General features: G+C 66.2%; 18 protein-coding genes and 1 tRNA gene. 15 read left to right on the forward strand and 4 right to left on the reverse strand.

Annotated features, from left to right (window positions below):
- The first annotated feature begins 41 nt into the window (after nucleotides 1-41).
- Nucleotides 42-971: a TIGR03621 family F420-dependent LLM class oxidoreductase gene (locus ACOQPI_RS01020; protein ID WP_420617871.1), complete on the forward strand. Its 930-nt coding sequence runs from the start codon at nucleotides 42-44 to the stop codon at nucleotides 969-971.
- Between the two features lie 48 nt (nucleotides 972-1019).
- A complete protein-coding gene (locus ACOQPI_RS01025; protein WP_420617872.1) occupies nucleotides 1020-2300 on the forward strand; it encodes a 30S ribosomal protein S1 in 1281 nt (426 codons plus the stop codon).
- Here ACOQPI_RS01025 and ACOQPI_RS01030 read toward each other — a convergent pair.
- Nucleotides 2297-3496, reverse strand: coding sequence for a phytanoyl-CoA dioxygenase family protein (locus tag ACOQPI_RS01030; RefSeq protein WP_420617873.1), 1200 nt, complete (start codon nucleotides 3494-3496; stop codon nucleotides 2297-2299). The two genes, ACOQPI_RS01025 and ACOQPI_RS01030, sit on opposite strands and share 4 nt — an antisense overlap.
- Nucleotides 3497-3709: 213 nt before the next feature.
- Here ACOQPI_RS01030 and ACOQPI_RS01035 point away from each other — a divergent pair, with 213 nt between their 5' ends.
- From ACOQPI_RS01035 to ACOQPI_RS01065, 7 genes are all read left to right on the forward strand, one after another.
- The gene (locus ACOQPI_RS01035; RefSeq protein WP_420617874.1) at nucleotides 3710-5113 is read left to right on the forward strand and encodes an ABC transporter substrate-binding protein; all 1404 of its coding nucleotides are present in this window, start codon (nucleotides 3710-3712) and stop codon (nucleotides 5111-5113) included.
- A gap of 42 nt (nucleotides 5114-5155) precedes the next feature.
- Nucleotides 5156-7357 carry an ATP-binding protein gene (locus ACOQPI_RS01040; protein WP_420617875.1) on the forward strand — a complete coding sequence of 734 codons (2202 nt, stop codon included), beginning with the start codon at nucleotides 5156-5158 and terminating at the stop codon, nucleotides 7355-7357.
- A 2-nt stretch (nucleotides 7358-7359) separates the two neighbouring features.
- Nucleotides 7360-10269 (forward strand): ABC transporter permease subunit, encoded by a 2910-nt coding sequence (locus ACOQPI_RS01045; RefSeq protein ID WP_420617876.1) that lies wholly within the window; start codon nucleotides 7360-7362, stop codon nucleotides 10267-10269.
- The gene (locus ACOQPI_RS01050; RefSeq protein ID WP_420617877.1) at nucleotides 10262-11551 is read left to right on the forward strand and encodes a cytochrome P450; all 1290 of its coding nucleotides are present in this window, start codon (nucleotides 10262-10264) and stop codon (nucleotides 11549-11551) included. The genes ACOQPI_RS01045 and ACOQPI_RS01050 overlap by 8 nt, the downstream gene beginning before the upstream one ends.
- On the forward strand, nucleotides 11548-11736 hold the full coding sequence (locus tag ACOQPI_RS01055) for a ferredoxin (protein WP_420617878.1): 189 nt from the start codon (nucleotides 11548-11550) through the stop codon (nucleotides 11734-11736). The genes ACOQPI_RS01050 and ACOQPI_RS01055 overlap by 4 nt, the downstream gene beginning before the upstream one ends.
- A gap of 89 nt (nucleotides 11737-11825) precedes the next feature.
- Nucleotides 11826-12275 (forward strand): nuclear transport factor 2 family protein, encoded by a 450-nt coding sequence (locus tag ACOQPI_RS01060; protein WP_420617879.1) that lies wholly within the window; start codon nucleotides 11826-11828, stop codon nucleotides 12273-12275.
- Nucleotides 12272-13042 carry an SDR family NAD(P)-dependent oxidoreductase gene (locus ACOQPI_RS01065; protein WP_420617880.1) on the forward strand — a complete coding sequence of 257 codons (771 nt, stop codon included), beginning with the start codon at nucleotides 12272-12274 and terminating at the stop codon, nucleotides 13040-13042. The genes ACOQPI_RS01060 and ACOQPI_RS01065 overlap by 4 nt, the downstream gene beginning before the upstream one ends.
- Here ACOQPI_RS01065 and ACOQPI_RS01070 read toward each other — a convergent pair.
- Nucleotides 13003-13728, reverse strand: a complete 726-nt coding sequence (locus ACOQPI_RS01070; protein WP_420617881.1) for a TetR/AcrR family transcriptional regulator — start codon at nucleotides 13726-13728, stop codon at nucleotides 13003-13005. The two genes, ACOQPI_RS01065 and ACOQPI_RS01070, sit on opposite strands and share 40 nt — an antisense overlap.
- Before the next feature lie 187 nt (nucleotides 13729-13915).
- Here ACOQPI_RS01070 and ACOQPI_RS01075 point away from each other — a divergent pair, with 187 nt between their 5' ends.
- From ACOQPI_RS01075 to ACOQPI_RS01095, 5 genes are read left to right on the forward strand one after another with little or no spacing between them, the layout of a single operon-like run.
- Nucleotides 13916-15136 carry a CaiB/BaiF CoA transferase family protein gene (locus ACOQPI_RS01075; protein ID WP_420617882.1) on the forward strand — a complete coding sequence of 407 codons (1221 nt, stop codon included), beginning with the start codon at nucleotides 13916-13918 and terminating at the stop codon, nucleotides 15134-15136.
- Between the two features lie 58 nt (nucleotides 15137-15194).
- Nucleotides 15195-16496, forward strand: a complete 1302-nt coding sequence (locus ACOQPI_RS01080) for an amidohydrolase family protein (RefSeq protein WP_420620966.1) — start codon at nucleotides 15195-15197, stop codon at nucleotides 16494-16496.
- Nucleotides 16497-16507: 11 nt separating this feature from the next.
- Complete coding sequence (locus tag ACOQPI_RS01085) at nucleotides 16508-17737, forward strand: amidohydrolase family protein (protein WP_420617883.1); 1230 nt, start codon at nucleotides 16508-16510, stop codon at nucleotides 17735-17737.
- A 17-nt stretch (nucleotides 17738-17754) separates the two neighbouring features.
- Nucleotides 17755-19056 (forward strand): aromatic ring-hydroxylating oxygenase subunit alpha, encoded by a 1302-nt coding sequence (locus ACOQPI_RS01090; RefSeq protein WP_420617884.1) that lies wholly within the window; start codon nucleotides 17755-17757, stop codon nucleotides 19054-19056.
- A complete protein-coding gene (locus ACOQPI_RS01095; RefSeq protein WP_420617885.1) occupies nucleotides 19053-19388 on the forward strand; it encodes a hypothetical protein in 336 nt (111 codons plus the stop codon). The genes ACOQPI_RS01090 and ACOQPI_RS01095 overlap by 4 nt, the downstream gene beginning before the upstream one ends.
- 71 nt (nucleotides 19389-19459) lie before the next feature.
- Here ACOQPI_RS01095 and ACOQPI_RS01100 read toward each other — a convergent pair.
- Together ACOQPI_RS01100 and ACOQPI_RS01105 are read right to left on the reverse strand one after the other, a co-directional pair.
- A tRNA-Arg gene (locus ACOQPI_RS01100) sits at nucleotides 19460-19537 on the reverse strand.
- 56 nt (nucleotides 19538-19593) lie between these two features.
- Nucleotides 19594-20496, reverse strand: a complete 903-nt coding sequence (locus ACOQPI_RS01105; protein ID WP_420617886.1) for a hypothetical protein — start codon at nucleotides 20494-20496, stop codon at nucleotides 19594-19596.
- A gap of 139 nt (nucleotides 20497-20635) precedes the next feature.
- Between ACOQPI_RS01105 and ACOQPI_RS01110 the strand changes: the two genes are divergently transcribed.
- Entirely contained in the window at nucleotides 20636-20845 is a 210-nt protein-coding gene (locus ACOQPI_RS01110) for a CopG family transcriptional regulator (RefSeq protein WP_420617887.1), read from the forward strand.
- Nucleotides 20846-20911 lie beyond the last annotated feature (66 nt).

Raw genomic sequence — 20911 nt, forward strand, 5'->3', positions numbered from 1 at the left:
CTACCGATGGGTATGTCAGCTTGACGGGTAGTGTCGCCTGGATGGGCAGTTTTCGGTTTGGGGTGCAGGCTCGGGGGTTTACTGACGCTGAGGAATGGCGGGAGATGGCTCGGCGGGCCGAAGGGCTGGGCTACGACATCTTCTGCATGCCCGACCATTTCGACCAGGGGCCGGCACCGATGGTGGCGCTGGCCTTCGCCGCGGAGGCCACCACCACGCTTCGATTGGGGACCATGGTGCTGGCCAACGATTTCCGCCACCCGGCGGCGCTAGCAAAGGAGGCGGCCACGCTGGACGTGTTGTCCGGCGGGCGGTTTGAGTTGGGTATCGGGGCCGGTTGGCAGACCAGCGACTACCAGAGCACCGGCATCGCCATGGACCGCCCCGGCGTGCGAATCGAGCGCCTCGGCGAGGCGGTGGCCATCATCAAGGGACTGCTGGCCGGCGAGACGGTCACCTTCTCGGGCCAGCACTACACCATCGACGGCCTGGAGGGGCTGCCCGAGCCGGTGCGGCCGGGGGGCCCGCCGCTGTTCGTGGCCGGAGGTTCTGAACGGGTGCTGCGGTTGGCAGCCCGAACGGCCGACATCGTGGGGGTGAACCCCAACATGGCTGCTGGAGTGATCGACAACCGGGTGGGATCGTCGGCCACCACCGAGGCCACCGCCGCCAAAATCGACTGGATCCGCGAGAGCGCCTGTGAGCGGTTCGAAGGCTTGGAACTGCACTCCCGGGTCCATGTGGCCAGAGTTACCGACGACAAGCGGAGCTTTGCCGGCGCGCTGGCACCAGCACTGGGATTGGACACCGACCAGGCCCTGGCCTCGCCCCACAGCCTGATCGGCACGGTGGACGAGGTGGCAGACAAGCTGGTTAACCAGCGAGAGGAACTGGGCATCAGCTACATCGGCCTGTCGATCGAATCCATGGAGGAGATGGCCCCAGTGGTGGCCCGCCTAGCCGGAACCTGACCTTCCCTTGTCGGTAATCCGATCAAGGCCATTAGTGTTAATTTCCCTATGTCTGAGGTGGAAGTGACTGCCGAAGAACCTGCGGTCGAGCCTGAACCTGCCGCGGAGCCAGAACCCGTAGCTGAAGAACCCGAACCCGAAGCCGCCGCCGAAGAACCGCAGCCCGAACCCGAAGCCGCCGCCGAAGAAGAACCGCAGCCCGAACCCGAAGCCGCCGCCGAAGAACCGCAGCCCGAACCCGAAGCCGCCGCCGAAGAACCCGATACCGAGGACGCTGCGGACCCGAAGCCAGAGGCGCCGCCGGGGGAGCCGGCTTCGCCCACGGTGGACGGGTTGACCGGGGGGACCATTGTGTCTGGCACGGTCAAGACCAAGGCTGCCCATGAAATAGAGCTCGATCTGGGCGGCGGGCGCATCGGGGTCATCAGCCAGCGCTACTGGGGCGACGATGCGGCCGCCGACCTTACCCAGCAGTGCGTGCTGGGCGAGGTGGTCAACGCCGCCGTGCTGGTGCGAGAAGACCACAAGGGGCGCATCGTGCTGTCCCGGCTGTGGGCCATGCAGCAGATTGCCTGGGTGGATATCGCCCGGTCCGCCGCCGCCAACGAGGCCGTTACCGGCACCATCACAGCAGTGGTCAAGGGTGGGCTGTCATGCGACGTGGGTGTGCGGGGGTTCATTCCGTCGTCGCTGATCGACGTGGAGCCGGTGGAGAACCTCCAGGCGCTGGTCGGGCGAGAAGTGCAGTGCAAGGTGGTGGAGGCCGACCAGGTGTCAGGCCGCCTGGTGCTATCCCGCAAAGCGGTGGTCCGGGCCGAGCAGCGCAAGGCGGCCAAGGCCTTCATGGAGACCATGTCGGCGGGCGACGAGTACACCGGCAAGGTGGTGGACATCCAGGACTTCGGAGCATTTGTCGACATCAACGGCGTGCGGGGTCTGGTCCACACCACCGAATTGGCCTGGAAACGGGTGCAGCACCCCAACGAGGTGGTGAGCGTGGGCGATGAGGTGCAGGTGAAGGTCAAGTCGATCCAAAAGCCCAAGCAGCGGGTGAACCTCACCATGAAGCTCACCCCCGACCCGCTGACCGAACTCGAGGTCGGTGGTCTGATGACCGGCCGAGTGACCCGATTGGCCGACTTCGGCGCTTTCGTGGCCGTAAACGACGAGATCGAGGGCCTAGTCCACATCACCGAGATGGCCGAGTACCGGGTCTACCACCCCGAAGAGATCGTCCTCCCCGGCGAAGAAGTCTGGGTCAAAGTCCTAGCCGTCGACCGCAAGCGCCGCCGAGTAGACCTCTCCATCTCCCAAGCCATCGCCAGCTAGTGCGTGGCCCGACGGTGGCGATGGGCGGTGAGTTGAGCGGCGAGCTCGTCGGGGGGTGTCTTGTTGGCCAGGGCCTCCCGCACCAGATCCTGCTGTGACGGGGGCGTGAGGCCGCCGATGGGCACGTCGCGGTCGAGGTTGGTGGGGAAGGCGTAGCCCTCGGCGCTGGCCGCCACCGCGCAGGAGATGGCCACCGGGTCGAGCCCCTCCTCCTGGCGGCGCAACAGCACGGGGTAGATGGCGGTCACGATGCGCTCTCGGTCCACGGCTTCGGTGGCCCGACCCATGGCCGATGAGATCTGCAACAGGTTGGCCATCCGCCGCACGTCGGAAGTGCGGTTGTGGCCCCCGGCGTGGAACACCGCCGGGCTGAAGAACACCAGATCGCCCTTGTTCAGTTCGATCTGCACATGGTGCTCGGCGAAGTACTCGATCAGCTCGGGCCGCCGCCACGCCAGATAGCCAAGCTCGTACTTGTGGGAGTGGGGCAGCAGCATTGTGGCCCCCGTCTCCGCCGGCATGTGGCAGTGGGCCACGCCTCCTTGGAGGGTGAGCAGCGGGGACAGCCGGTGGGCGTGGATCGGATAGCGCTCGGCCACGTCGTCGGTCATGAACCCCACGTGGTAGTCGCGGTGGGGCATTTGGGCCGCGCCGCCGGGGTTGATGGCGTTCACCTGGGCGGTGATCTGATAGCCGGGGCCGAGCCAGGCCAGCGAGGCCAAATCGATCATGTCACTCCCGTGGTAGTCCACAAACACCTCGGGGTCGGCCACGGCCAGCTTCTCCAGGGCGTTCCAGAGCCGGTCGTTGGCCCCCGGCTCGGCGTAGTGATCTCCCCCGCCGCCGCCGGCTTCCCGTTCGTCAGCAATGATCTGCTCGAACACCTCGGTAGCCCGGTCGACCACTGCGGTCTCGATGGCGCCGGTGATCAGGATCACCCCTGGACCGTCATGAAGCGCCCGGGTCAGTTCGTTGCGGACGGCAGCAGCCTGGTCAAGATCTCCCAGGCATCCCCGCAGCGCCTCGGTGCGGTACACCAACGCCCGGTCGACCACCGCGTCGGCCAGCGGATAGTCGTCCAAGGCCACCTCAACCTCCACAATGGAACGCAGCTCGTGCAGGTCGAACCCCTCTCGGCTGGTGACCGCGGCCTCCCCCGTAGTCACTCGGCCAACTCGGCTCGGAGTGCTGGTCATGGCAGTGAAAACCTCATATTCGCTTTCTGGAAACGCCACTTCAGCTCTGTTAGCGTCACCTCGAGAACTATCTCAGCACAACAACCGGTGAGTTTGCAGGGGGAAGTCATGACTCGCACCAAGTGGCGTACTGTCATTTTCGCATTGATCGCGTTGCTCGCGCTGCTCGTCTCAGCTTGCAGCAGTTCCGAGGACCCCGACCAACCTCAGGCTGTGGAGCCGGCGCCGACCAGCGCCCCCGAGCCAGCCGACGAACCAGACCCCGAACCCGAACCCGCTGATGAGCCGGCCGATGAACCCGCGGATGAGCCCGAACCGGCCGATGAACCCGCGGATGAGCCAGCCGACGAACCCGCGGATGAGCCCGAACCCGAACCTGAGCCGACAGAGGCTCCCACGCCGATCCCGGTGCCAGAGGGGTCGACGGTGGGCATCACCGACGACACCATCAAGGTCGGCATTTTGCGCAGCGACAGCAAGTCGCTCGAAGACGCGGGCATCCTCCCCGACACTGGCGACATCCCCCGCAACTACGTGGTCTTTGCCGAGCAGGTCAACGCCCGGGGAGGCGCGGGCGGTCGCAACATCGAGATCGTGTTCCACCAGTATCCGCCGGGGGCGTCGGCCACCGACCAGCAGGCCGCCTGCATCGGCGCCACCGAAGACGACCAAGTGGCCATCGTCCACTTCGTGGGCGGCGTTACTGCCGAAACGGTGCTGTGCGCCACCGAGGGCCATGAGCGGATCGCCTACATGCTGTCGGGCATCCTGCCCCAGGAGATCTACGACCGATCCAACGGGAGGCTGTTCTCCCAGGCCATGACCACCGAGCGTTTGATGGGCGCGTGGCCCACCATGGTGGAAGCCCAAGGCTTGCTCGAAGGACGCACTCTCGGCCTGATGCGGGGCGACATCGGCGAGCACGAGGTGGCCGCCGGTGTGCTGGAGGCCGCCCTGGCCGAGGCCGGCTACGAGCTGGCCGACCAGGTGGCTCTGCCCTGCCAAGGCACCTCTTGCTCTCAGGTGGACATCGGCTTGGAGCGCATGCAGGCGGCCGGGGTGGACACCATCTTCTCCCTAGTGCCTCCATCGCCGTTCGGGATCGCGGTGTTCTTGGCCGCTCAGTCGGGCCTAGACCCGCAGTGGCTGGTGAGCGACATTGAGAACCTGGTGTTCGACTCGGTGGCTCAGGCGGTGTACGGCCGGGCCCCCGATCCCACCCTCTTCTTCGGCTTGTACGGCTTGACCTACGGATTCGACCGGACGAGCCCGGATGAGCACACCATCGAATGCAATGCCGTATTCACTGAGGTCACCGGCATTTCCTACGACATCGTTGAGAACAAGGACGCCTGGAGCGCAGTGGGCAGCACCTGCCTGTTCATCAAGAATCTGGAAGCGGCGGCCAACTGGTCTCAGGACACTTACGGCACCGTGAACCAGGCCACGCTGATCCAGGGCTTCGAGTCGCTCACCGACTACCGGCTCGGCGACGTCACCGGCTCGTGGAGTCCCACCAAGCACGACGCTCCCGACGGGGTAACGCTCAAGGAATATCGAGCCGACTGCGCCTGCTGGCTTGAGATCGACGGCGCTCGGATGATGCTCGACCAATAGCTGGCTTCGTCGGACTGACGGTGCTTGGAGCCATCTGAAGGGATGACCGAATCCCCGCGGTCGGAGACCCCGGCGGACCTGGTCGCCAGGGTTTTCGACGAGGAGGAGCGCCGCCAACAAGAGATCGCCGCCGCGGAGGCCGCCCAGCGCGGCCCGGAGGGCAGCTTCGACGCTGAACAGCTCACGTTGCGCCAGGGCCTGCGTCGGGGCGGAAAGGGGCTGATCGGGTTCATCGGCCTTCTTGGCTTCGTGGAGACGCTGGAGACGTCGGCGTTCGCTGTGATCGCCCCCGACATCCAGGACTCGCTCGACGTGTCCGACGGCACCATCGGCGCCATCGGGGGCGCCTTCGGCATCTTGTTCCTGCTGGGCTCCATCCCGCTGAGCTCGCTGGCCGACCGTATGCCCCGCAAGCTGGTGGTGGGGGCGGCAATGTCGCTGTGGTCGGTGGTGGTGATGGTGACCAGCGCCATTTCCAACGCGTTCTTGCTGTTCATTGCCCGCATGGGCGCCGGACTCGGGCAGTCGTACTACATCCCGGTGGCCGGGCCCATGCTTATGGACGGCTACCCGATCGGGGCCCGGGCCAAGGTCTTCGCCCTGAACGGCTGGTTCCAGATGGCCGGCCAAGCGCTGGGCCCGCTGGTGGCCGGCTTGGTCGTGCTCATCGCCACAGGGGACGAGGGCTGGCGGTGGGTGTTCCTCACCATGGGGATCTTGGGCGTTCCCCTGGCCATCAGCGCCTTCTTTGTACGCGAGCCCCGGCGGGGCAGCCACGAGATGCAGGCCGTGCTCGGCGCGGAATTGGAAGAGTCGGAAGACGAACTGCCCATCTCGCTGTCAGTGGCGTTCGAACGGCTGAAGAAGATCAAGTCGTTCTACTACTACCTCACCGGCATGGCGGCCATCGGCTTCGCCATCTTCACCACCATCATCTTCATCAACCTCCACCTGGAGGATCACTTCGAGCTCAGCGCGTTCGAGCGGGGCATCTTCGGATCGCTCACCGTTCTGCCCGGCTTCGTAGGCGCCGCGGTGTCGGGCAAGCGGGCCGACGCCCTGTTCAAGGAGCACCCCTCTCGGGCCATGGTTTTCATCGGCGTCCTCGTTGTCACCTTCGGCGCCATCCAGGTGGTGGGGATATGGATGCCCACGGTCTTGCTGCTCGGGATATTCCTGGGTGTCTCCAACGGCTTTGCCCGGGCTGCCTTCGCCATTCTGCCCGGTGTGATCGCCTCGGTCATCCCCTACCGGCTCAGGTCCCGGGGCACCGCGCTGGTGGGCATCTACATGTTCTTGTTCGGGGCGTTTCTGGGCGCGGTGATCACCGGGATGCTCAGCGATGTTCACGGCGAGCAGACCGCGCTCACCGTCGTGATCCTGCCCGCCACCCTGGTGGGGGGATCGCTCATGGCCTACGGCTCCCGGTTCATCGAAGGCGACATCGCATTGGTCATCGAGGAACTCCAAGAGGAGCAAGATGAGGCCGAGCGCCTCAAGGCCGCCGACGCCGCCGACATCCCCGTGCTCCAAGTGCGCAACCTGGACTTCTCCTACGGCAAGGTGCAGGTGCTGTTCGACATCGGCTTCGAGGTGCGCCAAGGGGAGTCGCTGGCCCTTCTGGGCACCAACGGCGCGGGCAAGTCCACTGTGCTCAGGGTGGTGAGCGGGCTGGGGGTGCCCCAGCGGGGAGTGGTACGGCTCCACGGGCGCACCATCACCTATGCCGACCCCGGGATGCGGGCCAAGATCGGGATCGTGCAGTTGGCCGGGGGCAAGGCCATCTTCCCCGGTTTGTCGGTGGAGGAGAACCTGCGCATGGCCGGGTACCGCTACGGCAACGCCGAGCTCGAACCGCGCCTGGAACGGGCCTACGACCTGTTCCCGGTGGTGGCCGAGCGGCGATCGGCGGTGGCCGGCGATTTCTCCGGCGGGCAGCAGCAGATGCTGTCGCTGGCCATGGCGCTGATGCACGACCCGGAGATCTTGATGATCGACGAGCTGTCGCTCGGGCTGGCTCCCGTAACCGTGCAGTCGCTGTTGGAAGTGGTGGAGCGGCTCCGCGACGACGGGCAGACCATGATCATCGTGGAGCAGTCGCTCAACGTGGCCCTGGCCGTGGCCGACCGGGCCATCTTCTTGGAGAAGGGGCAGATTCGCTTTGAGGGCCCGGCCCAAGAGCTGGCCGAGCGCGACGACCTGGCCCGGGCGGTGTTTCTCGGGCAGTCGGGATCGGGCGGCTGAGCGTGCTGGCAGCCATCCCCGCTGTGCTGGGCACCGTCAACGGTGTGCTGGCCTTCACCTTCAACCGCCAGATCATCTTCAACGGATTGGTCACGGGCATCACCTACGGGGTGATGGCCGTTGGCCTGGTGCTGATCTTTCGAATTTCGCGGGTGATCAACATTGCCCACGCCGAAGTAGGGGCGTTCGGCGGGGCGCTGTTAGGGCTGCTGGTGGCCAAGTACGGCGTGCCCTACCCCATTGCGCTCATCGCCGGGCTGGCCGCGGGGGCCGCCTTCGGCGGGGTCATCGAGCTCACCGTGGTGCGACGCCTGGCCAATGCCCCCAAGGTGATCTTGTTCGTGGCCACCATGGGCGCGGCGCAGGTGGTGTTTCTGGCCGGCTTCTGGCTGCCCAACTACACCGCCATCGCCAGCTTCCCCACCCCGTTCGACGGCCGCTGGGAGTTGTTCGACATCAGGATTCGCAGCGCGCAGCTCCTGGTGCTGATCGTGGTGCCGGTGCTCGTGGCCGTGCTGGCTTTGTTCTTGGAGCGAACCAAGTACGGCACGGCCATCCGGGCCTCAGCCGAGAACCCCGACGCCGCCCGGCTGTCGGCCATCAGCACCAAGGCCATGTCCACCGCGGTGTGGACCATCGCCGGGCTGCTGTCGGCCATCACCGCGGTGCTGGTGGCCCCGCTCAAGGGCCAGGGCACCGTGATCGAGGCGGCCACACTGGGGCCGGGGCTGCTGCTGCGGGCCCTTGCCGCGGCGCTGATCGCCCGAATGCACTCGCTGCCGGTGGCGCTGTTGGCCGGCGCGGTGATCGGCGGGGCCGAGGCGACGCTGCTGTTCAACTACTTCGAGGAGCCGGGGCTGATCGACGCCGGGCTGTTTGCGGCCATGCTGATCTCGGTGCTGTCGTACTACCGGCGACAGCGAGGCGGCGAAGGGGCCCAGTCGATGTCGTTCGCCCCCCGGGTGCGACCGGTGCCCCGCCAGCTCCAACAGCTCTGGTGGGTGCGCTACCTGCCCCAGATCACCGTCACCGTGGCGCTGGCGGTGGCCATCGTGCTCCCGCTCATCGTGACCCGTCCGTCGCGCCACTTCCTCTACTCCCTCATGTTGTTGTTGGCCATTGTGGGCATGTCGCTCACCCTGCTCACCGGCTGGGCCGGCCAGCTCTCGCTGGGCCAGTTCGCCTTTGCCGGGCTCGGGGCCATGCTCACCACCGCCATGGTGCGGGGCGTGAACTTCTCCATCGGCGACAGCGAGTTCGAGCTGCCGGTGATCCCGTTTGAGGGGGCGGTGTTCCTGGCCGCCTTCGCCTGCCTGGTGACCGCGGTGGTGGTGGGATTGCCGGCGCTGCGCGTCCGCGGGCTGTTTCTGGCCGTCATCACGCTGGCCTTTGCGGTGATGGCCCAAAACTGGCTGCTCGAGCGCGACGTGCTCACCGGGGGCGACTTGGTGGTGCGGCTGCCCCGGGCCCGGTGGGGCGACGCCTTCGACCTCAAATCGCAGCGCACCTACTACTACGTGTGCTTGGGAGCGCTGTGCTTGTGCGCCATCTTGGTGAGCCGCATCCGCCGCAGCGGGGTGGGTCGGTCGCTCATCGCGGTGCGCGACAACGAGCAGAGTGCGGCGGCGTTCACCGTGTCGCCCACCCGGATGAAGCTGGTGGCGTTCGCCATCTCCGGGGCACTGGCCGGATTAGCCGGAGGGCTAATCGCCGGGCTGCGGGTGCAGTTCGGACCCACCGCGTTCTCCCCCGACGAATCGCTGCGGGTGGTGGCCATCGCCGTGATCGGAGGTTTGTCGTCGATCTGGGGAGTGATCCTGGGCGCGCTGTGGGTGGTGGGCATCCCGTCGTTCTTCGCCGAGTCGGAGCAGGTGCGCCTGCTCACTTCGGGGGCGGGCGTGCTGATCCTGCTCATGTACCTGCCCGGTGGTCTGATCCAGGTGGCCTATTCGGTTCGCGACGCCATCTTTGCCGCCGCGGCCAAACGGATCCCCGACACCGCTGAGGAACGAGAGCCCGCCCCCATTCCCGCTCGAGCGGTGTCGGCCGCGGTGGCCGATCGACAAACCCCGGCCGGAGTGCCCGCCCTGGCCACAACCGGGGTGTCGGTGCAATTCGGCGGGGTCCACGCCGTGGAGAACGTGGACGTCAACGTGCAACCAGGCGAGGTGGTCGGGCTCATCGGCACCAACGGCGCGGGCAAGACCACGCTGATGAACGCGGTGGGCGGCTTCGTTCCGTCGGTGGGCCAAGTGGAGATATTCGGCACCAATGTGACCCGCTTCTCCCCCAGCCGCCGGGCCGGCCTGGGACTGGGCCGCACTTTCCAGCAGGCCGACCTGTTCCCCGACCTCACCGTGCGGGAGACCATCCAGGTGGCGCTGGAGGCCCGGGGCCGCTCGCAGGTCATCCCCACGCTCTTGGGGTTGCCCAGCGCCCGGCGCCGGGAGCGCACCCGCCAGGCCGAGGGCGACGAGCTCATCAGCTTCTTCGGGCTGGGCCGCTACGCCAGCTCGTTCATCAGCGAGCTGTCCACCGGCACCCGCCGCATCGTGGAGCTGTCGTGCCTCATCGCGCTGGAGGCCCGGGTGCTGTGCCTCGACGAGCCCACCGCCGGGGTGGCCCAGCGGGAGACCGAGGCCTTCGCCCCGCTGGTGCTGCGCATCCGCGAGGAGTTGGGCGCGTCGCTGTTGGTGATCGAGCACGACATGCCGTTCATCATGGGCATCAGCGACCGGGTGTACTGCCTGGAAGCCGGGGCCATCATCGCCGAGGGCACCCCCGACGAGGTGCGCAACGACCCGCTGGTGATCGCCAGCTACCTGGGCACCGACGAGCGGGCCATCGCCCGCAGCGGGGCGGCCGCGCCCCATGACAGACTCGATTCCCAAGAGGAGACGGGCCATGACTGACCTGGACAGCCGGAACTTTTTCACCGACCCCGAACTGGTGGCGAACCCCTACGGGTACTTCGACCACCTGCGGGCCCAGTGCCCGGTGCACCCCGAGCCCCACCACGACGTGATGATGATCACCGGCTACCGCGAGGCCATCGAGGTCTACAACGACAACTACGGCTTCTCGGCTTGCAACACGGTATCGGGGCCCTTCCCCGGGTTCCCGGTGCCGCTGGAGGGCGAAGACATCAGTGGCCTCATCGCCGAGCACCGCCACAAGCTGCCCATGTCGGATCAGCTCCCCACCATGGACCCGCCGGCCCACACCGACCACCGGTCGCTGCTCATGCGGCTCATCACCCCCAAGCGTTTGAGCGAGAACGAGGAGTTCATGTGGCGCTTGGCCGACCGTCAGCTGGACACCTTCATCGAGCAGGGCCAGTGCGAGTTCATCCGCGATTTCGCCCAGCCGTTCGCCCTGCTGGTGGTGGCCGACCTGCTGGGGGTGCCCGACGACGACCGGGACAATTTCACCCAGCAGCTCCTTCACCGCCCCGACGACCACGGCATCGGCTCCACCGACGAGCACGCCATGGCCCACAACCCCCTCGAGTTCCTCTACAGCCAGTTCAGCGGCTATATCGAGGACCGCCGAGCCAACCCCCGAGACGACGTGCTCACCGGGCTGGCCACCGCCACCTTCCCCGATGGCTCCACTCCCGAGGTGCTCGACGCAGTGCGCATAGCCGCCAACCTGTTTGCGGCCGGCACCGAGACCACCGTGCGGCTGCTCAGCACCATGCTGTTCTTCTTGGCCGAGGATGCCGAGCTCCAGAGCCGAATCCGCGGCGACCGCTCGCTGATCGACAACTTCGTGGAGGAGGCGCTGCGCGTCGAGAGCCCGATCAAGGGCGACTTCCGACTGGCGCAGCGGCCGGTGACCGTGGGCGGGGTGGATCTGGCCGCGGGCACCACGGTCATGCTGCTCAACGGGGCGGCCAACCGCGACCCCGAGCAGTTTCCCGATCCCCACACTCTCGACATCGAGCGCGACAACGCCCGATCTCATCTGGCCTTCGGCCGAGGCATCCACACCTGCCCCGGCGCCCCCCTGGCCCGGGCCGAAGCCCGGGTGAGCCTCAACCGCATCCTCGACCGCATGGCCGACATCGCCATCTCAGACGATGTCCACGGGGCCCCCGGCGAGCGGCGCTTCGTCTACGTGCCCACCTACATCCTGCGGGGCTTGGCCTTCCTGGGTCTCGAGTTCACCCCGGCTGGCGCCGTGCCCCAATGAAGGTGTCGGTGGACGACGACGTGTGCGGCGGCCACGGAGTGTGCGTGATGCTCTGCCCCGAGGTGTTCGTGCTGGAAGACGCCGGTTACGCCCGGGCCGTGGTGGAGGAAGTGCCCGCTGAACACGAGGCCGCGGTGCGGGAAGCTGAAATCCGCTGCCCGACAAGGGCAATCCGGGTTCAGTAGCATGCCTCCAAGAACCACGTTTTGTTGTGAATGACACTGGGGCCAGCAGTTATGGGCCAGCAGCGGAAGGCCAGCAGCGAGGGGAGAGCATGGAACCAGCGGGCCTGTCCGAGCAGGACCTCCGCGACGTCGTCGAGATCGAGCAGCTGCTGGCCCGCTATGCGTCGGCGATGACTCGCACCAGCATCGACGAAGTGATGGCTGTGTTCACCGCCGACGGCACCTACAGCGCCTTCGGCGAGACCTACACGCTCAGCGACTTCCCCGCCCTCGTTGAAGCGGCCCCCGACGGGCTGTTCCTCTGCGGAACACCGGCCATCGACCTCGATGGCGACGAGGCCACCGGCACCCAACCGCTCTGTTTCGTGGCCCAAGAAGACCACCACCTCCGCATCGGCTGGTACACCGACCAGTACCGCCGGACCGAGGCAGGTTGGCGGCTGGCCTCGCGGTCCATGACCTTCCTTCGTCGCAGCGGCGCCCGCGACTCCGGGCGACCCCACGACCCCACGCGCCCGACCCCGGGGGGTGACGCGTGACCCTGCCAGCCTGGGACGGACCTCGCACCGCCGTAGTCACCGGCGCCGGCTCCGGCCTGGGAACCGCTATCGCCCACCGCCTGGCCGCCGAAGGCGCCCACGTGGGGGTAACCGATGTGAACCCCGACACGGCCGCTTCGGTGGCCGCAGCCATTGTCGAGACCGGAGGTTCCGCCGTGGCCGTCGCCATGGACGTGAGCGACCGGGCTTCGATTGAGTCGGGAATGAACGAGGTGCGGGCCGCGTTCGGCCCCATAGCGATTCTCATAAACAATGCGGGAATCAGCCCATTTGAGAAGTTCCTCGACATCGATGGCGACGCCTTCGACCAGGTAATGGCCGTCAATCTCCGCGGGCCGTTCCAATGCTGCCAGGCAGTGGTGCCCGACATGATCGAGGCGCAATGGGGTCGCATCGTGAACATCTCGTCGTCGAGCGCGCAAACCGGCAATGCCCGCCAAACCCATTACTCCGCGTCGAAGGGCGGGCTCATCTCGCTCACCCGCTCACTGGCCAAAGAGCTCGGCCGCAAGGGCATCACGGTGAACACCGTCGCGCCCAGCTTCATCGAGACCCCCTCGCTGCACGCCGCGGCCGAGACCGGCAACCTCGGCGCCGGGATCGACCAGCACATCCCCACCACCCCCGTTCGGCGAGTGGGCAGGCCGGAGGACATCGCCGCCGCAGTGGCCCATCTGGTGCGCGATGAAGCCGATTACGTGACGGGTCAGGTGGTCGGCGTCAACGGCGGCCGAGTCATCGTCTGAGCGCGCTTGAGGCGCTGGTTTGCAACGTGGTCGGGGACGATGGCGCGGAGGCAGAACTCCCAGACTTCGTCGCCCATGATGGGTTGGCGGGCGCCGACGTTGCGACCGGCGGTGAAAGTTGCCGTTTGCACGAGAAGCGCGGCCATCCGACGAGGGCGGCCCGGGCGCACCAGCCCCGCATCGGCGGCGGTCTCAACCACCTCGCTGATGTAATTGATCAGCGGGGCGAACGCCGCCGCCACTTCCTCGGGATGATCGACGAGGAGGCGGAAGGCGAATTCCGAGAACAACGGCTGCTTGGACACCCGACTGGGGGCGCACAGGTCGTATAGGTCTCGGATAACTCGCTCAAGGCGATCCAGCGGCTCCCCTTCAGACGATGCGGCGATGAGGCCGTCGACGGCCAGGCCCATTTCTTCTTCGAACAGCGTCAAAAGGAGTTCGTACTTGCCATCGAAGTACTGGTAGAAGCTCCGCAGGGAATGAGGAGCGCGGTCCACCACCTCTTGCACCGTGAACTCGGTGGATCCCTTGTCGTTCATCACGGCCCGGGCGGCATCGAGGAATTGCTGGGCTCGTTCCGATGCTCGCTCCCGCGCCACCCGGGTGGAGCGTTCGATCACCCGGTTTCGCCACGCCGATTCGCCGCTCGCGGCTTCGGTCAGCGCATTCGATGCTCCCGCCATTGCCGCCCAGGGTACCCCAGTCCCCGAAAATGCGGCTACCGCAGTTGGTAAGGCTCGTTTCCCCTCTCCTCAAGCACGGTTCCTTCACCCGGTTTCGCCCCGGCGCATAGTGGCATTATCAGACAACGGAAACTAGATTTTCACCCACCAAGAGTACCGACGCAGCGGCAACACCGAGGAGCAGGCGATGACCCTACCGATGCACGGCGTCAGGATCCTCGAGGTGGCTGAACACACCTTCGTCCCCGCCGCATCGGCCCTTCTCGCCGAGTGGGGTGCAGAGGTAATCAAAGTAGAACACCACGAGCGCGGCGACGCCATGCGGGGTCTGGCCTCGAGCGGCACCGTCTCAATCGGCGATGGGGCCCACGTGCTGCTCGAGCACTCGAATCGGGGGAAGAAGAGCATCGGGATCGACCTCACCACCGAAGCCGGGCTCGACGTGCTGTACCGCCTGGCCGCGGTGAGCGATGTGTTCCTCACCAACAAGCTGCCCGAGGTCCGGGCCAAGCTGCGGATCGACGTCGAAGAGATCAGGGGTTGCAATCCCGACATCATCTACGTGCGGGGCAGCGGGCAGGGAGCGCGCGGCCCCGAAGCGGGCAAGGGCTCATACGACTCGCTGGCTTACTGGGCCCGGGCTGGCATCGCCGCCGGCCAGATGCCCGTCGGCAGCGAGGAGGTACCCCCGCCCCCGGCGCCCGCGTTCGGCGACTCCATCGGCGGAATGACCATCGCCGGCGGCATCATGGGGGCACTGTTCCACCGCGAGCGCACGGGAGAAGCCACGGTGGTGGATGTCTCGCTGCTCGGCGTCGGCATGTGGTCGATGGCCGCCGCCATCGCCCTGTCGCTCCAGTCCGGCACCGCCTGGCGAGGCCGTCCGCCGGGCACCGCCATTCGCAACCCGCTCACCGGCTACTACCTCACCAGCGACGGCCGAGCCATCGCGCTCACTTGTCTGCAAGCGGCGAAATACTGGCCGGAGATGTGCCGAGTGCTCAACCGGCCGGATCTGGCCGCCGACGAGAGGTTCGCCGACACCGCGTCGATCACCGCCAACGCGCCGGCTGCGGCCGAGATTCTGGCCGAGATCTTCGCCACCCAGACCTACGAGGAGTGGATCGAGGTGCTCGGCGACTTCGCCGGGCAGTGGGCCCCGGTGCAGGACGCCCTTCAGGTGGCCGACGACCCGCAGGCGGTGGCCAACGAGTACGTGCGGGCCTACACCGACGTCGCCGGTGCGCCCTGCCGACTGGTATCGCCGCCGGTGCACTACGACGGGGCCGCACCGTCGCCCCGCCGCGCCCCCGGGTTCAACGAGCACGGCGACGAGATCCTCCGCGACCTCCTCGGCCTCGACGACGAGGCGATCATCGACCTCAAGATCCAGAGCGCAGTGACGTGAATTGGGCCCGAACGTAGAGTACGAGAACTGCTGACCGAGGAGCGCTTGCATGCCGACCATCCGAACCGACGACCTCATTCTGGTCAGCGTCGACGACCACATCATCGAGCCGCCCGACCTGTTCGTGGGCCACATTGCTCCCGAATACTTGACTCGGGCCCCGCAACTGGTGCGCACCGACGAGGGCACTGATGTGTGGGAATTCGGGGGGCGGTGCGTGGAGAACTCGGCGCTGAACGCCATCGCCGGGCGGCCCAAGGAGGAGTTCGGACTCGAACCCCAGGGGCTCGACGAGATCCGCCCCGGCTGCTACGACGTCAACGAGCGGGTGAAGGACATGAGCGCGGGCGGGGTGCTGGCCTCGATGAACTTCCCGTCGTTTCCCGGCTTCGCCGCCCGGCTGTTTGCCACCGACGACGAGGACTTCTCCCTGGCGCTGGTGCGGGCCTACAACGACTGGCACATTGACGAGTGGTGCGCGAGCCATCCGGGCCGCTTCATTCCCATGGCGCTGCCGGTGATCTGGAACGCCGAATTGTGTGCCGAGGAGGTGCGCCGGGTGGCGGCAAAGGGGTGCCACTCGCTCACGTTCACCGAGAACCCCGCCGCCCTCGGCTATCCGAGCTTCCACAGCGAGTACTGGGATCCGCTGTGGCGGGCGCTGTGCGACACCGACACCGTGCTGTCGATCCACCTCGGCTCCTCGGGCCGGCTGTCGATCCCCGCCCTCGACTCCCCCGCCGACGTGATGATGACCCTGCAACCGATGAACATCCAGTCGGCGGCGGCCGATCTCATCTGGTCGCGGGTGACCAAGGAGTACCCCGGCATCAAGGTGGCCTTATCCGAGGGGGGCACCGGTTGGATCCCGTACTTCCTAGAGCGCATCGACCGCGTGTACGAACTGCACAGCCCGTGGACGCTTCAGGACTTCGACGGCCTGTTGCCCAGCGAGGTGTTCCGGCGAAACTTCCTCACCTGCTTCATCGTCGATGATCTCGGCATCGAGCTGCGCCACCGCATCGGCGTGGAGAACATGGCGTGGGAATGCGACTACCCCCACAGCGACTCCACCTGGCCCACCGCCCCCGAACAGCTCATGGAGCAGTTCGTGCGCTGCAACGTGGGAGACGATGACATCACGGCGATGACCCATGAGACCGCGATGCGCTGGTACAACTTCGACCCGTTCGCCCACATCGACCGGGCCAGCGCCACGGTGGGTGCGCTGCGGGCATCGGTGTCCGATCACGACATCTCAGTCAAACCGCGGAGCAATCGACAGATCGCCCCCGACGAGAAGATCGAGCAGTTCCGCAAGCGCGCTCGCGCCGCCATCGAAGCCGGCATCGCGAGCTGAAAGGACGAACCATGGCCGAACCCACCGCTACGGTGCTCCGCCCCGCCGCGGTCCTCGATGTCGACAGCGGCGAGGTGCTCGCGGGCGCCGCCATCCGTGTTGAGGGCAACCGCATCACCGGGATCGGAGACGTCGATGCCGATGCCCACGAGGTGATCGACCTCCCCGAGATCACCCTGATGCCCGGGTTGATGGACATGGAGGTAGACCTCGTTCTCGGCGGTCCCGGCGCGGGGCTGAGCGACCCCGTTCGAGTCGACCCGGTGAAGATGACGCTGCGGGCCGCGGCGAACGCCCGGCGAACGCTGCGGGCCGGGTTCACCACGGTGCGCAACCTCGGGCTGTTCGTGAAAACGGGGGGCTATCTGCTCGACGTGGCGCTGAGCGAGGCAATCGACGCCGGTTGGATCGAGGGGCCGCGTGTGGTGCCCGCCGGTCACGCCATCGTCCCCTATGGAGGCCATCTCGATCCGAGCGCCCAGTCGGGGCTGGCGCCGGGCATCATGCCGCTCACCGTCGAGGAGGGGGTGGCCGACGGGGTTGACGAGGTGCGCAAGGCGGTGCGCTACCAGATCCGCCACGGCGCCCAGCTCATCAAGTGCTGTGCGTCGGGCGGGGTAATGACCCCCACCGGCCCATCAGGGGCCCAGCAGTACTCGGCCGAGGAGTTCGCCGCAATCACCGACGAGGCCCACCGGCGGGGCCTGAAGGTGGCCGCTCACGCTCACGGCGACACCGCGGTCAACGCCGCCCTCGATGCCGGCATCGACTGCATCGAACACGGATTCATGATCACCGCCCCCACCATCGAGCGCCTGGTGGAGACCGACACGTTCTTGGTGTCGACCACGGCGCTCACCGAGAACTGGGACGTCTCGGATCAGCCACCCGCTCTCCAAGCCAAAGCGAGTGAGGTGTTCCCCAAGGCCAAGGCTTCGATTGCCGCCGCCATCGAGGCCGGGGTGAAGATCGCGTGCGGCACCGACGCCCCCGCCATCTTCCACGGTCGCAACGCGGAGGAGCTCGAAGTGCTGGTGAAGCGGGGCATGACTCCCCTCGGGGCCATTCGGGCCGCGACAACGGTGGCGGCCGAGCTCATCGACCGGCCTGATCTTGGTCGGCTGGCCCCGGAGATGCTGGCCGACATCGTCGGCGTGCCCGGCAACCCGCTCGAAGACATCTCCGTTACCCGGCGCATGGCTTTCGTGATGAAAGACGGACGCGTCCACAAGCAGCCGTAACGGCAAGAGGAGACCTTGTGCCACATTTCCCGAAACCAGCAGAAGGCAGTTGGACCCAGCACTACCCCGGGCTGGGAACCGGGCCGATCTCGTACCTTGACTCGTTCGATCCCGACATCTGGCAACAAGAGATAGACAGCATCTTCACCAAGGAATGGCTGTGCGTGGGACGTGTCGAGCAGCTCTCCCGAGTCGGCAGCTACTTCACCAAGGAGTTCGAGTGGGCGAACCGCAGCCTCGTCATCGTCAAGGATCAGGGCGAAACCATCCGGGCGTTCCACAACATCTGCCGTCACCGCGGCAACAAGCTGGTCTGGCACGACTATCCGGGGGAGGAGACCTCGGGCTACTGCCGCCAGTTCTCGTGCAAGTACCACGCCTGGCGCTACGCCCTCGACGGGTCGCTGGTGTTTGTGCAGCAGGAGGAGGAGTTCTTCGACCTCGACAAGGAGAACCTCGGCCTGGTGAGCGTGGCGTGCGACGTGTGGGAGGGGTTCATCTTTGTGAACCTCGACCCCCAGCCGTCCCAGACCTTGACCGAGGCGCTGGGCGAACTGGCAACCGGCCTGGCCGGCTACCCCTACGGTGAGATGACCCAGCGCTACAGCGTGACTTCGAAGATCAACAGCAACTGGAAGCTGTTCATCGACGCGTTCGTCGAGTTCTACCACGCCCCAGTCCTCCACCAGCAGCAGTCGACTTCCGAGGAGGGCCAGAAACTCGCCGCGGTCGGGTTCGAAGGGCTCCACTACGAGTTGTTCAGCCCCCACTCCATGGTGTCGTCGTGGGGCGGCATGTCACCGCCGGCCGACCCGCGCATGGTCAAGCCGATGGAGAACTTCCTCCGCAGCGGGCTGTTCGGGCCGTGGGACAAACCGGCCGTTGTCAACAACAACGAGAACTTGCCGCCCCTGGTCAATCCGTCGGGGCACCGAGCCTGGGGCATCGACTCGTTCCTGCTGTGGCCCAACTTCATGATCCTGATTTGGGAGACGGGCTGGTACCTCACCTACTCGTACTGGCCCGACAGTCCGAGCTCGCATACCTTTGAGTCTTCGCTGTACTTCGTGCCGCCCGAGACCTCCTCGCAGCGGGTGGCACAGGAGTACGCCTTCTCGGTGTTCAAGGAGTTCGCCCTCCAAGACGCCAACACGCTCGAAGCCACCCAATCGATGATCGAGACCGGCGTGGTGGACACATTCGTGCTGAACGACCAAGAGGTGCTGTGCCGCCACCATCACGCCGCGGCGCGAGAGCAGGTGGCGGCCGGTCGGCGTCCCGATTCCTATCCGTGGATGCCGGCGGAGGTCTCCGCATGAGCGCCCCTCTGGCTCTGCCCGAGGAGTTCGCAGACCTGACCCAGTTCGAAGACTGGGCCCTCGAAACGTGGCGGGAGCGGTACGAGAAGCGCCTGGCCTCCACAGTCGATGAGATGCAGGCCCTCTATGACGCCATCACCCCGCGAATCGAAGAGATCCTCTCCTACTGCGACCGCCATGACCTGGCCGATCTGCCCGACGAGGTGCGAAACCTGATGTTCTTGCTGTTCTCGCTATGCGAGGCATCGCTGCCGGTGGAGATCTGGCGCCAGCCGAGAGTGCCCGACAGCGGCGCAGCCGACCTCACCATGGTGGCCGAGCCCCGACTGTGACCGGGCCCCATGCGGGGCTTACGGCACCAACTAGGCGAAGTGATCAAGGCCAGCTGCTGCTTCGATCTGCGTGGCGCGCTTGGAGGGACTCGAACCCCCGGCCTTCTGATCCGTAGTCAGACGCTCTAATCCAACTGAGCTACAAGCGCGGGCAGCAGCCAGTGTATCCGGCGCCTGACGGGTGGTCGCTAGTGGATTGGCGGGTTCAAGCCTCTTTGATCGAGCGGGTCAGCATGATTCCTCCCACCAGGGCCACAATCGGGGCAGAGCCGAAGAACTCGGGGGACAACATCATCTTGGCCAGTACATTCGAGCCGGCGATTACCACTATGGCGATGCCTGCTGTCTGGCAAATCATCAAAAGCACTTGGCGCCTACTTTCCATCACCATGCGAGGAACCGTGAGAAGGTCGACAAGGAGCACCAAAGCGATTCCCCCCAGAATGATGACAGGAATGCCGAATTTCAAGTCGGTATCCACGCCGCTGAGAGGAGCAAAGTCGTAGCTGCCTCTCGTCCAATCAAGCCAGAATGAGGCCACAACTGCGAGCACGGCACCCAGTGCTCCTGCCACGGGATGGACATCGAGAGTCGGCGCTTCTTCCTGCTCGTACGCGGATACCAGGGCCCCCAGCACGGCCACCGAACAGCCAGCCAAGCCGAGCCAAGCGCCAAAACCGAGCAAAGGTGCGTCGGCCCCGACTATCAAAATGAAGATCAAGTTGATGGCGAAGGCGCCCAACGACATCCCCAATGTGGCAGCAGCCGACTTGACGCGCACCAGTAGCGCCAATCCCACCAAGAAGACGGTGAGGCCTACACCGAACGTTGAAGTGCCAATGCCGCTGATGTTGGGGAAGCTGTCTGGGCCCGACTCGATCCAGCTGAACAGAGTGGCCAAAACCATGGCCGCTCCGCCCAGTCCGACCAGCATGCGTCCCGTTGAGGGAATTTCGAGTGGCCCCAGCATCCCATTGCCGCCCCCGTCATCACCACCGGCATCGGCGGCTTCGACAGAGCTGTCGACAATCGGTTGTTCGGGCTCCTCGGCTGCGGTGTCCTCCGACATCGGTTCGTCCGATCCGGTGGTGAAAGCGTCGTCGGTCATGGCCGTCCCCTTCCCGATTGACAACGACCCCAGACTACTCCCGCCAAACCTGAAGGAAGTTCCGGGTCGCGTCGGGATTGCCCGCAATCTACCTGGTGCCCAGTTTCGAAGGTTTACCAGCGGTGGTACTACATATAGCGTGATCAAGACAACCGTCTATCTGCCTGATTCATTGAAGAAAGACGTGGAGCGCCAGGCCCGACAGCGCTCTTGCTCTGAGGCCGAAGTGATCCGTCAGGCAATTCAAGACGCCGTTTCGCGCCCCAAGCCGCGGCCCGGCATAATCGGGGGCGATAGCGACTGGGCTGAGCGAGTTGACGAACTCTTGGAAGGCATCGCCGACCACTAGCACTTCAGCGTCATGCGCCCCCTAGGAGGCGGACTCTTCAAAATCGTCCCTTGAGTGCGGGTACTA

Origin of the sequence: Candidatus Poriferisocius sp. (genome assembly GCF_965219815.1) — a bacterium.
GTDB lineage: Bacteria > Actinomycetota > Acidimicrobiia > Acidimicrobiales > Bin134 > Poriferisocius.